Consider the following 13,420-nt stretch of genomic DNA (forward strand, 5'->3'; position numbering starts at 1 on the left):
TTATTCAAGTTTTACCATCTTTGCATACTACATTTTGTCGTGCGGAATGTGGGTTCTAAGAATGAGCATGAAAATGTGGTAGAAGTTAAACGAATACTTGCTTCATTCATTTTTAAAGTGAATTGGTATAAGTATTTAGCTTGAAGCTTTTGAATATTAAAGCAATTACTAAGATTAGCTGATTATCTTTATTGTTTCCTACGGAATGCTGCTTCAATAATGGATAATTGATAATTGATAATTACCTCTCCCTAAAAGGAAGAGTATTGAATAAAAGGAAAAATTTTTTTTGTTTCTCCTTGTTCATGAGAGGCTTTATACCTTTACTTTTCGGTAAGCATAACTTAATAATTCTCCTTAGAGACTAATTTTTCATCAACGTGATAATGAATTAACAGCTATGAGTTTTTAACTTAGTTTCTTAGCAGGAGGCTAGCTAATAGTTGATGGCTAAATACTTACCAAGTAACACTAAACTGTGGATTAAATAATTAATAATTAATAATTACCTCTTCCTTATAAATAAGAGGATTAGATTAAAAATATTTTTTTCCTTTTCCTCCATTTTATCTATGAATGAAGAGGCTTTTGACCTGAATTTTTCGGTAAAATTATGTTTCATTATAAATGGAAAAAAATAATTATTATTTGTTTGTTATTTACATTAATCTTTTTTAGTACCATTACCCCAAACATTATTTTACCAAAACAATCAGCTATCGCCGTTCAAGAACAAGACTGGGAAATGTTTTTGCAAGAAAAATAATTTATTCAAGCAGTCAATAAATTTGAGCAATATTGGGAAATAGACTATCAAAATTACTTTAATTAAAATCTGGTAATCTTAAGAACTCCTGTTCAATAATTGATAATTGATAATTGATAATTGATAATTACCTCTCCCTAAAAGGAAGAGGATTGAATAAAAGGAAATTTTTTTTGTTTCTCCTTGTTCATGAGAGGCTTTATACCTTTATTTTTCGGTAAAAAACCAGAAGTTTATAGTGTGATAGATGCAGGCAGGAAAAAGTTAATTAAGACAGTATTTATTACTAGGTAATTAGCTGTTATAAATTATAAAAAGGTGAATCCATACCAAAGGAAGCTTCTTTAGTAACATCACCATTAAAAAGTTTCACAGTAAGATTTCCATTGACTTGTTTAACAAATGGAATTAATAAATTATCAATATAATTTTGTGCATTTTCTACAGAATCAAATTCATAAAAACCACCTAGACTATTAGTATTAACACCACTTAACCAAGTTTTTGATTTTAACCCAGGAAATTTTTTCATATCTACATTAATAGGTTCCCAATCAATTTCAGTAAAAGGAATTGATACTTGGTATTCAGCATATAGGAATACTTTATTCATCGGTTTTACTCCTAATTAATTTCTTGTTTAGTTTAGCATCTTTTTGATTTCTTGTACTTAATTGAGAGCATTTAACTAACACTAACCATTATAGTCCAATAGAGATCGCTTATCGTTAACCAAATATTACAATGTTTGACAATTTGAGAGCTTTTTTGGATTCAGAAGCTATCGTAGAAATAGCAGCATCCTAAAGTACATGACCAAAAAATCAGGTCAATAGCCGTCCTCTTTTAAGAGGATGAAAAGAATAAACTTCAGTATTGCAAGTCTCTAGATTCATCTAGATGTACTGATAACCCATAACTAATAACTGAAATGACTGAGCCAAGAAAAATTAAGAGAAGTATTATTATTACCCTAATATTAATATCTTCAGTTTCTTTAACAGCTTGTGACTCTAGTGATTCTAGTAGCTCTAGTAGATACAATCGCCAAGTCTATAAAAGTCTCGAAGACTGTCGCGCAGAATGGGGAGGAGTTGACAAATGCGAACTAATAACCGATGGCAGTTATCCACCTGGATATTATTATGGCCCCTACTACTATCGGTCTAACTATAGTGGTAGATACCTTTATCGAACTACTAATGATAGCTTTCAATACGTTCCCAATAATGTAGGTATTGTCAAAAGTACTTCGGGAAGGTCTACAACTTCTGTTGGTACAGTAACTAGAGGTGGTTTTGGTAGTAGAGGTGGTAGAGGTGGTAGTAGTTTTGGCGGTAGAGGTGGTGGCAAAGGTTGATAAAATCAGGACTTATGCAGAAACCGGGTTTATGAGGAAGATTTCGTGGTTTAAACAAATAGACCTCTCCAAAAATCGCTCATTAAATCAATTATTATCTATAAAATTATCAATTGTTCTTCCCTGTTCCCTGTTCTCTGTTCCCTGTTCCCTGTTCCCTGTTCCCTAAAAATAAAGTAGCAAATGAAACGGATAAATATTGAACCTCGTGCCAACTGGCAGCAGAAATGTGAAGCGGTTGGCTTTCATTTTTATGAAATGTATGGCGAACCATATTGGTATGAGTCAGCTTGCTATCATTTCAGCGCTTCAGAAATAAATGAATTGGAAGCAGCAACCAACACTTTACAAGAATTGTATATTGAAGCAGCAGAGCGAATTATTGAAGAAGACCGTTTTTCTCAATTATCTGTTCCGGAACAGTTTGCGGAATTATGTCGCCAGTCTTGGGAACGAGATGACCCCAGTCTTTATGGTCGTTTTGACCTTGCTTATGATGGTGTCAACCCACCGAAGTTATTGGAATATAACGCTGATACACCGACTGCGCTTTTGGAAACCAGTGTGGTGCAGTGGACTTGGTTGGAAGAAATGTTTCCGGAAGCGGATCAATTTAATTCTGTACATGAAAAGTTGTTGGCAGGTTTTGAGGAAATGAATGGTTTAGGAGGAGAGACTTTATATTTTAGTTGTGAAAAAGAAACTTTGGAAGATTTAGGAACGGTTGAATATTTGCGAGATTTGGCAATTCAAGCAGGATTAAATACTCAACATATTTATATAGATGATATTGGTTGGAGTGAAGATTTAGAAGTTTTTTGTGATTTGGATAATCAAATTATTCGTCACTTATTCAAGTTGTATCCTTGGGAATGGATGATGCGAGAAAAATTCGGTAAATATCTATTATTAGAACCGATGAAGTTAATTGAACCTGCTTGGAAATTAATTTGGAGTAATAAAGCTATTCTGCCAATTCTTTGGGAATTTTTTCCCAACCATCCTAATTTATTGCCTGCCTATTTTGACTCTGCAAAATTATCTCATCCCTATCTGAGTAAACCTGTTTTTTCTAGAGAAGGTGGAAATATTACTGTTTATTTTGGAGATAGAGAATATCAAACGGAAGGAATATATGAAGACGAACCTTTAATTTATCAATCCTATTATCAATTGCCGAATTTTGATGGTTATTATCCTATAATTGGTGCTTGGGTTATTGGTGGAGAAGCTGCTGGTATTTGTGTTAGGGAAGACCAGGAAATTGTGACTCAAGATTTGAGTAGATTTGTGCCTCATTATTTTGTATGAATAATACAACAGATTATACTTTTGTGAGGTAAACCCTCCCGAGCAAGATGCTCCCTCGCGAGCAAGATGCTCGCACTGGGAACATTTACAGGACTTACGCAAAACCACCATATTTAGTAGGGGCGATTCGCGAATCGCCCCTACAGATAGCGTATAATTTAATAATTTGCGTAAGTCCTGATTTAATTATTAATATCTCTACTTCATATACTTGGAATTTGCTCTATCATCATTACAAATTAATTAATGTCACTTATCGCTACATTTATCAAAGGAAACTCTAATAGATTTGTACCTCATTAATTTTATATGAATTATCAAAATAAAACTCCTAAATCAATAAAATTTATATTTGTAGGTTGGGTTGAGGTAACGAAACCCAACTTTAACTACCTGTTTGGAATTTGGTATTATTTGTTGGGTTTCACTTCGTTCTACCCAACCTACTGTTATTCAAATTAATTAATGTCACTTATCGCTACATTTTTCAAAGGAAATTCTAGGAGGTTCAATAGAAAAGTAGAAGTACCTCATAACAAGAGGTGGCAATGCAATTTTTTAATACTGATAAATGGTAGATAGAGCGATCGCCAATAAATGAATTATCAAAAACTGATAACTGAAAAGTAGAAGTACCCCCAGAACAAGATGAGGGTTTGGAGACCAAACCCCTACGGTAATGTTTTCTGATTTTTGGCGCTATGAGGGGCTAGACCCCTAACTGCAACGTTATAGTTTTTGTAGGTTGGGTTGAGGTAACGAAACCCAACTTTAACTACCTGTTTGGAATTTGGTATTATTTGTTGGGTTTCACTTCTTTCTACCCAACCTACTTTTATATTAATTAATGCCACTTATCGCTACATTTATCAAAGGAAACTCTAGGAGGTTGAATAGAAAAGTAGAAGTACCTCACAACAAGAGGTGGCAATGCAATTTTTTAATTATGTGTAGAGGGAGAAATGGATTATCAAAAACTGATAACTGAATAAGGCGACTGAAACGCTTATCTTTTAAAGTCTACAAGTTTCTGCGTGAGAGAAATCAATTACATGCCACCAGAAATAATGACCCTCTGCTGAAACATACCGCCCATGCTAAACCATTCTTTAGGGAAGTGCCCCATGTAATGTGTATCGCTGCTCATGCTAGACCATTCTTTACGGAAGTGCGCCAAAAACATACCGCTATCAGAGTGAAACAACCATTTTCCTCCTTGACGCCATCCAACTTTGTCACCGAACGCTTCCATTACTCTCTCATCAAACTTGTTCGTACCACCCACATTATGATAAATTTTCTTTTGAGCAGAAAAGCCAAACTGACCGTTACTATATTTTACCCAAAGTTGGTCTATTTCTCTAAGTATTGAAAGTGGAATCTTTATACAAATATCATTTCTTTGAATATTATCTAATGCCATGACTTTATAAAAAATAAATGCCGTCTCCTCATCAGCTTTTCTCCATTCACCTTGACACAAATATTCTTCTAGTTGAACATACAAACAATCCTCTGATAGTTCAATTTTTCTTTGCCTAAATTCAGACTCATAAGCGTCATCAACTTCAATCGATTCTACGTTAAACATTTGAGAAAACCCCTGTCGAAATCTCTCAGGATTTTCTTTATTGGCAAACTTTAACCGGAAAATTTCACGCCATTCTACCTGGCTTTCATTGTCTGCCGTTCCCCACACCTCAAACAACTTTTCCGAACCTTTTTCATAGAAAGAATAAACTTCAGGAACTTCAGGAAATTTAATACTCGAAATAATACGAGGCAAAATCCGCGAAACTCGATAAACACGCTCAGATTTTTCTACTTCCGAACTAACCTCTATCAAACCTAAATCTACCGCTTGATTCAACTTTTCTTGATAACCAGAAATAGACTCACAAACTGCCTCTAAAGCTAACATCGGTACAGGAATTTCAAACACCAAACAATGACTCAATACCTGAATAATTTTTTCATCAATTTGTGCATAAAGTTCAGGCCAAATAATTTTCCCTTGCCAATCTTCAGAACTAGATTCAAGTTGATTTAACTTCCCTTCAATATCCTCACAAGAAAGTACATCTTTATCCAACCATTCTAATAAACGAGGATTTCCGTCGGCAAGTTTGAACCCTCTTTCGATTAACTTTTCATCAATTTTTCCCGACTTAAAATTCTCCAAACGTTTCAATTTTTTGTCTAAGTCAGCTTCACGAAATGGCTTTAATCCTTGTACCCAAAATTCACTTAATAATTCATCATTTTGAAACTTATAACGACAAGTAATAATAATTTTTTCCCTCGCACTTACTTCTCGAATGGCAAAAACCAAAGCATTTAAAACTTCTGCCGCTTCAGGTTTCAAAATATATCTACCTTCACGAGGTTCGAGATTCCATTCAAAGTCATCAAAGAGGAAAAGAAAAGGTTTTTCTCCTGCTTCAATCAAATTTTCAAACAAATCTCGCAACCTATATTTAAGTTCATCTTGATTATCTGTTAAAGCAAAACGTAGGTCAGCATCTCTCAATTTATCTGCCAATTTTTCCACAAAATTAGAATTATCAATTTGTCGCCACCATAAAACTTTTTCATATTCAGATAAACGTTCCCAAAGTCGAGAAGCAATGGTACTTTTTCCCAAACCTCCCATACCATGAATTAATACTCCCAACTTATCATCTAATTTAAAAGCACGGAGACAATTTTGTAACTGACGACGACGACCCACAAAATCTTGACGAGTCGCCACCCTAAGTTTACCTTCTGGGTCTCTAAATTCAATAGTTTTCTGGTAACGGGGTGCAGGTTTGCGACCTGGTTTTCTCAAGGGAGTTACTAACGCTCCCGGTAAACTACCCGCCACATAAAGTCGTAATTTATGCCAATCTCTAGCATTAACCTTAATTAATTCCTGGTAAGTTTCGGCTAATGATTCGGTTACTCCCTTACCAGAAGACAAACCCTGATATAATTTTGCTGCTGCTGTTGTTGCGTCTGTATCTAATACCCGATCGCCCCATCCTAAAACTGCTGTTGCACCTTCACTTAATAAAAATTCTGCCATTGAGGGAATATTTTCCTGATGTGAATATCCACTCCGACAACCGGATAAAAAAATCAGTTTCGGGTGCTGAAATTGTAATTCTGTAGCAATATTTTCGGCACTACTATATTCTGCTTCTCCATATTCTGTCTCGGTAATAAAGCAAGGTTTGTCATTCCGAAATGTTGCATGACCTGTGAGATGAACAACATCAAAAAAATTCTCTTCCTGACTTTCCACTAGATAACCTAACTCAGTCAAACAACCACTTTCTTCTACTTCTAAATATAGAGGCGATCGCTTAGTTGCTTCTAAAATATTTCCCTCCTCCGCTTCAAAATCAAGTTCCGGAAAATGGTCTCCCATATTGCGGGGGGAACTTGCCATAAACACAACATTTAATGCTCGGTTATGAGGTTGATTTTGAAAAGAAAGTTGTTGACTATCTGTCATCCAACGAACAGGAATAATAGCAGGTTTACGCTGAACTAAAAATCCTTTACCATCATGGAGCAACTCCCAAGGTAAATGAGCTAATCTTTCCGAAGTAGAAATTGCTAAAACAATTCCTTCCCGTCGATTTTTATCTAATTCTCTTTGCAAAATACGGTTATTTCCATCCAACCAGTTATAAAGTTTTTGACCAGTTTTGGCGTAGTCGTCTGGCAGTCTGGTGTAATAGTGTGTTTCTGATTTTTCAATTAAACCTGAAATTTCTGTGAGAGGAAGCTGACAGGATTGATAATTATTGGGGTTATTCCAAAAGTATCGGAATTGAGCATAATTATCTCCCATCAGTTTAAGGTCTAGGTGGAGGATTTGCATAGCTTGTCTCAACTTTCTAGAATATGTTTGATTTGTTCTACAGTTGCATCTTTCAGTAACAGTCGCTTTTCTCCAGAAACAATCATAACTTTCTCGATACGAGGTTGAATTGATGAAACTTCGAGAGATTTTTGATATTTACCTTTTAACTTATGAAGTTGCTCGGCAATTGTTAAACTACCACCTACAATTCCAACTATTGTGGCAATAGTTGCTAAAGTTCCTTCTCGCTCAACTTCATTAATAGTTTCATAACTACCTTCAATACCTTCAATTGCTAGAATTTCCTCAGCAACTTGGACAGAATCTAAACCTTCAATGGCTATTTTGAGCATTGTTCAACTAACTTATTTTTATGTTTGATTTTCAATTATACCTTACCTTTAAGGGTAGGGTTGGAAATTCTAGGTAGTTATACCAGTTTGAAAAAAGAATGTTACGAATAGTAAGCAGGATAAAAATAATTTACAGGATACGTCCCTTTGACAAAAAAGATAAATTATTAACTAAGAAATAGCATCGAAGCTATTAATTCTGAGTCCTGAATCCTGACTCCTGAATCCTAAAAAGTACCCTAGTTATTTGTAGCAAACATTGATCAAATTGGTATTACCCAACTAGAAATTTTATACAGTTTGACTAAATACTTGTCACGTTTGAGGCAGAAAAAAAGTTGCCATTGCGAGGAGAATACTTAATACTTAAAAATTATGGGTCATTTCAGTTATCAGTTATCAGTTATCAGTTATCAGTTATCAGTTAACAGTACCTCTGGCTAAACCCAGAGGCTTGACATAAGGAATATTCTCTTTTTTTATCCCCTTAAAAGGGGAGACTTGAGACCTTTTTTTTAGTCAAAAATTCCGAAACCCGAAGCAATCTCTCTATTATCTAAAGCTACCATCCAGTTACTTCTTCCAACTTCAGTATTTATTCATATTTCTACTATTATGATTGAAGAGTCTTTTGCATCTATGGTCAAATATGAAGTATATCCCATTTGTTTTAATGAATCTTTCCCAGAGACTTTATGGAATTTTGAAGTCTTTGCAACGTAAATTAGGATTAGAAACGGCAGAAATTGATGATAGTTCAGAAAGTTTAATTCGAGAATATGGTATATTTATATTACTCTTTGGAATTTTATTTTTGTTCGTAGCGTATCAAAGTTGGGCAAGCAATAAAGATAATTGAATCATTTAACTAACAAATAATTAACAGTTATCAGTCACTACTGGACTGTTTCATCTTAAATGTTGCAATAGAAAAGTGTCTGGAGATTGCTTCACTGTCGTTCGCAATGACAAATATAATGCACTATTTTAGTTGAAACAATCCACTAATAGACTGTTTCAGCTCTTGCTTTTTCATAATTTTATAATAAGATTTATCGACAAAAATATCCTCAATACAGAAAAGAAGTAGACAAATTTTATAGGATTTGATATCAAGATAAAAATTATTATTTATCAACCCTACTAGGGTGTCTAGATTTATTTTGTGAGTAAGTTTGAGTGAATGAAGACCTCTCCCCCAGCCCCTCTCCTACAAGGAGAGGGGAGAACCCCCCCCTTCCCTTACAGGGAAGGGGGTCGGGGGGTTAGGTTTTACACAACTGATAACTTTTAAAAAGAACGCCTCCAATTAAAGAATTTCTCTAACATATTCTGCTGCGATAAATTCTTGGCATATTTCTGCTTTTTCAATAATAAACCTGCTTTACTATTTACCTCAGATAAAGTCGGATAAATATGAATTCCAGTCAAAGCAGAAACAGGCAATTTATTCGACATTGCCAAAACAATTTCATGAATTAATTCACCAGCAGAAATACCAACTAAATGCGCTCCTAAAATTTCCCCATTACCCGTAGTAATAATCTTACCAAAACCATTTGTTGCTGCCTCAGCTTGAGCGCGGTCTACTCCAGAAAAAGGTTGCTTCAATATATAAACATCATCTCCATAACGTTTCCTTGCTTGCTCTTCTGTTAATCCTACTCTTGCCAATTCTGGGTCAGTAAAGGTTGCCCAAGGAATAACTCGATAATTAGCTTTACTAATAGGAAAAAATAACGCATTTGTCAAAGCAACAACCGCTTCATAACCAGCAACATGAGTAAACTGATAACCACCAATTACATCTCCACAAGCATAAATTTTAGAATTAGTAGTTTGCAACTTTTCATTAACAATAATTCCTTGTTTTCCTACCTCTACACCAGCAGCTTCTAAATTCAAAGATTCGACATTGGGCAACCTACCACCAGCAACTAAAATTTCATCAACTAGAATATTTTTTCCACCTGCTGTTATTTGCTTTTTCCCATTTATAACTTCGACTTTTTCTCCTCTACTTTCGTTTAAAATATTAATTCCTTCTGACTCAAATTGTTCCTGTACAACTAGAGCAGCTTCCGGTTCTTCCTTTGGTAAAATATGACTTCTACTAGAAATAATAGTCACATCACTACCAAGACGAGAAAAAGCTTGACCTAATTCACAACCTATTGGACCAGCACCAATTATTGCCAAAGAATCTGGTCGTTCTTTTAGATGAAATACCTTTTCATTTGTTAGGAAACCAGCAGAATTTAATCCCTCCACAGATGGAATTGCAGGTCGAGAACCTGTCGAAATCACAAAAGCTCTTGCAGTTAATTGTTGACCATCTACTTCAAAAGTTTTCTTATCTATAAATTTACCTTCCCCAAAAATAACTTCAACACCCAAACCTCTAAATCTTTCTGGTGAATCATGGGGTTGAATATTAGCTATTACTTGTTGAGCATGACCAGTTGCTTTAGCAAATTCGATTTCTGGAGGTGGAGTATAAATGCCAAACTTAGAAGCATTTTTTACTTGATAAGCAACACGAGAAGCATGAATAAAAGACTTACTAGGAACACAACCAAACCATAAACAATCACCACCTAATTTATCTTTTTCTACTAATGCTACTTTTGCTTTAAGTTGAGCAGCAGCAGAAGCTACTACTAAACCTCCAGAACCACCACCAATAATTACAATATCATATTGAAATGCCATGATTTTACCTCTATATTAATAGTCAAAAGTAAGAAGGAAGAAACAAGAATAAAAAAGGAAGAAAGTCAAACAAATAAACAGTTTTTTTTAACTTATCGGTAAAATAACCAAGTAATTACCGAATAATTAATAATTAAATAATTCAGGTTTAAAGCCGACCCTTTCAAGGGTAAAAAAATATTTTTTGCCTTGAGCTTCAATCCTCTTCCTAAAAGGGAGAGATAATTATTAATTCGGGGTTGCAGATGCGTGGGTATTATTTAGACATCTCCGGAAAATAAATAAACCTTTTAGTTATATCAGCTAAAGAAAGAAAAAGTCACCAAAAAAAATCATTTTTCCTGCTTTTTTCGTAAAAAAATCTTACTTGTTCCCTGTTCCCTGTTCCCTTGAATAACAACTATTTGAGATTGTTAATTTTTTATTTTCATACCTTAGATTCAGCAACGCCATTAATTCTTAATTGCCGAAATTTATCGCCACAGAATTGTATGGGTTGAGTCGAAGTTAAGCGAATACTTGCTTCATTTATTAAAAAGCTCAAAACTGACAGCTAATAGTTGAATACTTATACGAATTAGTCTGCATTAATGCTAGACTTAGATGCTACTTCAATTATTAAGTAATTAACACGGACAGAATAACTTTTTTTGATAATTAGCACCCCAGTTCGTATTAATTACTGTCATGTTTACCACTCCCGTATGGACGTTGCATACAACGTCCATACCTCCAACCCTACTCCCCTAATCAAGATACGGGTTGAGAAGTTTTTGAGAATGGTTTACATGGGAGGTAATTAATTGGAGAAACTTAAATAATTACCGAATTATTAATAATTAATTATTAATAATTAAATAATTCCCGCCTTAAAGCCTCCCTTTGGATAGGGAAAAAAAGTGATATTGAATTTCGGAATATTCAATTCCTTAACGGTTTTAACCAGAGGTAATTATCAATTACCCATTATCAATTATCAATTAATGAATTTCCCATCCCCCCAAGCAATAACAGAATAACTAGCAGCTCTTTTCATATTGACCTGATAAATCAGTTCTACAACCTTCTAATAATTATTTAATCCTCACAATATTAGTAGTATCTGAGAAACTACTGAATTTTGATTAAGAACCTATAAATTTAAAAGGGTTTTCAATCAACTATCTTAATTTTGTACTCCTTCTACAGTAGGTGTTGAAGTTGTATTTTCCGTAGAATTACTGAAGAATTTTTGACTTATAAAAGAGGTTAAAATATGAGATAATAAGCCAAAAGGTCCGGCAAATAAACAAAAAATTATTGAGTGGACAGTCCAAACACCAGTGCGCTGTCCTTCCCAATAAATCCAACGACCAACAAACAAATCCATCACTAAAAAATGAATCCATCCTGTTGCTGCTGCTGATTCTTCTCCAAAGAATTTAGCAATATCTGACAGAGTAGGATTTGATAAAGCCGCAGCAGATTCAGGGGTAATACTACTAATAAGTAAGTAAAGATAAACGACTACTAATAATATAAAAGGAATAAAAGATTCCATAACTTTGCGAGTCACTTTCCAGTTAGGCAAAAATATTATTAATGCCCAAAATGGTAATACAAATAAATTAGCACCGTTGAAAATTAAATCGATTGTCATTGTTATTTATTCACTCCATTGAGGTAATAAAATGTTTAAAGAACTGATAAATAAATATTATGCTATTTCGGCAAAAATGTCTCTAGGGACAATTGCTTTAATTGTAATTCTTGGAGTGTATCATTTACCTGGGACTGCAATCAAGTTAAAAAATCAGGCAAATTATACCGATAATTATACAAATCAGAGCCAGAATAAGTTAGCTCAAACAGGATACATGGATATGAGTATGAAATTAGTTTCTGCTAATAATAGATTTGGTTTTCAACTATTTTCAGAAATTCATAAATCTCAGTCAAATGAAAATATATTTATATCACCAAGTAGTATAGCGATCGCTCTATCAATGACCTACAATGGTGCGAGTGGAAAAACTCAAGCAGCGATGGCTAAAACTCTCAATTTTCAGGGAATGAGTTTAGAGGAAGTTAATCAGGCAAATCGACAGTTAGGCAATTTATTAAATAGTTTAAATTCTGAGATTAAATTAGATATTGCTAACTCAATTTGGGCGAAAAAAGGAATGTCTTTCGAGCCAAATTTCCTGCAAAGAAATAAATATTTCTATCAGAGCAAAGTCAGTGAAATTGACTTTGATAATCCTCAAACACTAGACATTATCAATAATTGGGTCAAGGATTGTACCCAGGGAAAAATTGATAAAATTATTGATAAATTAGAACCAGAGGCGGTCATGGTTTTGTTAAATGCGATTTATTTTCAGGCTAATTGGGAGTCAGAATTTTCTGAAAATTCTACTAAAGAACTGCCTTTTAATCTACCTAATGGCAGACAAAAAAAACATCCAATTATGTTTCAATCATCTCGACATTTATATTACGAAGATGAAGATTTTCAAGCAGTTAGCTTACCTTATGGAGAAGGTCGTGTAAGTATGTATATATTTCTCCCCAGGGAACAAGTCGGATTAGAAAACTTTTATGAAATTTTAAATGATAAAAACTGGGAAAATTGGATGCTAATGTTTGACTACCATAAAGTTAATTTAGGTTTGCCAAAGTTTAAAACTGAATATGAAGTTACCCTCAATAATGTATTGAAATCTTTAGGAATGGAAATAGCTTTTGACAAAAGGTCGGCAGATTTTTCTGGAATAGGTCCTACTCCACCAGAGTTATATATTGATGAAGTTAAACATAAAACATTTGTTGAAGTTAATGAAAAAGGAACAGAAGCAGCAGCTACTAGCAGTGTAAAAATGGGAACGAGAAGTGCAGAAATAGTGGTTAATATGTTAGTTGACCGTCCTTTCTTTTTTGCCATTAGAGATAATGATTCTGGTACTATTTTGTTTATGGGAGAAATTACAAATCCAGAAACATGATTAAGGAACTAAGGAACTAAGGAACTAAGGAAGGAAGAAGGAAGAAGGAAGAAGGAAGAAGGAAGAAGGAAGAAGGAAGAA

General features: G+C 34.1%; 11 protein-coding genes. 5 read left to right on the plus strand and 6 right to left on the minus strand.

Going from position 1 to position 13,420, the window contains the following annotated elements; all coding sequences use genetic code 11:
- The first annotated feature begins 613 nt into the window (after window positions 1–613).
- On the plus strand, window positions 614–766 hold the full coding sequence (locus ACP6PK_RS13155; RefSeq protein ID WP_426559989.1) for a hypothetical protein: 153 nt from the start codon (window positions 614–616) through the stop codon (window positions 764–766).
- Window positions 767–1,067: 301 nt separating this feature from the next.
- Here the strand turns inward: ACP6PK_RS13155 and ACP6PK_RS13160 are convergent, their stop codons facing one another.
- Complete coding sequence (locus ACP6PK_RS13160; RefSeq protein WP_426559990.1) at window positions 1,068–1,379, minus strand: YdhR family protein; 312 nt, start codon at window positions 1,377–1,379, stop codon at window positions 1,068–1,070.
- 318 nt (window positions 1,380–1,697) lie between these two features.
- Between ACP6PK_RS13160 and ACP6PK_RS13165 the strand changes: the two genes are divergently transcribed.
- Window positions 1,698–2,126: a hypothetical protein gene (locus ACP6PK_RS13165; RefSeq protein WP_426559991.1), complete on the plus strand. Its 429-nt coding sequence runs from the start codon at window positions 1,698–1,700 to the stop codon at window positions 2,124–2,126.
- Window positions 2,127–2,309: 183 nt separating this feature from the next.
- Window positions 2,310–3,437 (plus strand): glutathionylspermidine synthase family protein, encoded by a 1,128-nt coding sequence (locus tag ACP6PK_RS13170; RefSeq protein ID WP_426559992.1) that lies wholly within the window; start codon window positions 2,310–2,312, stop codon window positions 3,435–3,437.
- 671 nt (window positions 3,438–4,108) lie between these two features.
- Here the strand turns inward: ACP6PK_RS13170 and ACP6PK_RS13175 are convergent.
- The 3 genes from ACP6PK_RS13175 to ACP6PK_RS13185 all read right to left on the minus strand — a co-directional run bounded on the left by ACP6PK_RS13175 (window position 4,109) and on the right by ACP6PK_RS13185 (window position 7,643).
- Window positions 4,109–4,291 (minus strand): hypothetical protein, encoded by a 183-nt coding sequence (locus ACP6PK_RS13175; protein WP_426559993.1) that lies wholly within the window; start codon window positions 4,289–4,291, stop codon window positions 4,109–4,111.
- Between the two features lie 194 nt (window positions 4,292–4,485).
- The gene (locus ACP6PK_RS13180; protein WP_426559994.1) at window positions 4,486–7,308 is read right to left on the minus strand and encodes a CHAT domain-containing protein; all 2,823 of its coding nucleotides are present in this window, start codon (window positions 7,306–7,308) and stop codon (window positions 4,486–4,488) included.
- Window positions 7,309–7,316: 8 nt separating this feature from the next.
- Window positions 7,317–7,643: a hypothetical protein gene (locus tag ACP6PK_RS13185; RefSeq protein ID WP_426559995.1), complete on the minus strand. Its 327-nt coding sequence runs from the start codon at window positions 7,641–7,643 to the stop codon at window positions 7,317–7,319.
- 649 nt (window positions 7,644–8,292) lie between these two features.
- Here ACP6PK_RS13185 and ACP6PK_RS13190 point away from each other — a divergent pair.
- Window positions 8,293–8,502, plus strand: coding sequence for a hypothetical protein (locus ACP6PK_RS13190; protein ID WP_426559996.1), 210 nt, complete (start codon window positions 8,293–8,295; stop codon window positions 8,500–8,502).
- A 431-nt stretch (window positions 8,503–8,933) separates the two neighbouring features.
- On the opposite strand, the gene ACP6PK_RS13195 is transcribed toward ACP6PK_RS13190, so the two are convergent.
- The gene (locus ACP6PK_RS13195; RefSeq protein ID WP_426559997.1) at window positions 8,934–10,355 is read right to left on the minus strand and encodes a dihydrolipoyl dehydrogenase family protein; all 1,422 of its coding nucleotides are present in this window, start codon (window positions 10,353–10,355) and stop codon (window positions 8,934–8,936) included.
- A gap of 1,165 nt (window positions 10,356–11,520) precedes the next feature.
- Window positions 11,521–11,994 (minus strand): ABA4-like family protein, encoded by a 474-nt coding sequence (locus ACP6PK_RS13200; protein WP_426559998.1) that lies wholly within the window; start codon window positions 11,992–11,994, stop codon window positions 11,521–11,523.
- Between the two features lie 31 nt (window positions 11,995–12,025).
- On the opposite strand from ACP6PK_RS13200, the gene ACP6PK_RS13205 reads away from it, so the two are divergent.
- The gene (locus ACP6PK_RS13205; RefSeq protein ID WP_426559999.1) at window positions 12,026–13,339 is read left to right on the plus strand and encodes a serpin family protein; all 1,314 of its coding nucleotides are present in this window, start codon (window positions 12,026–12,028) and stop codon (window positions 13,337–13,339) included.
- Window positions 13,340–13,420 lie beyond the last annotated feature (81 nt).

The organism is Dapis hubbardiae BLCC-M172, assembly GCF_050016015.1.
Lineage (GTDB): Bacteria > Cyanobacteriota > Cyanobacteriia > Cyanobacteriales > Microcoleaceae > Trichodesmium.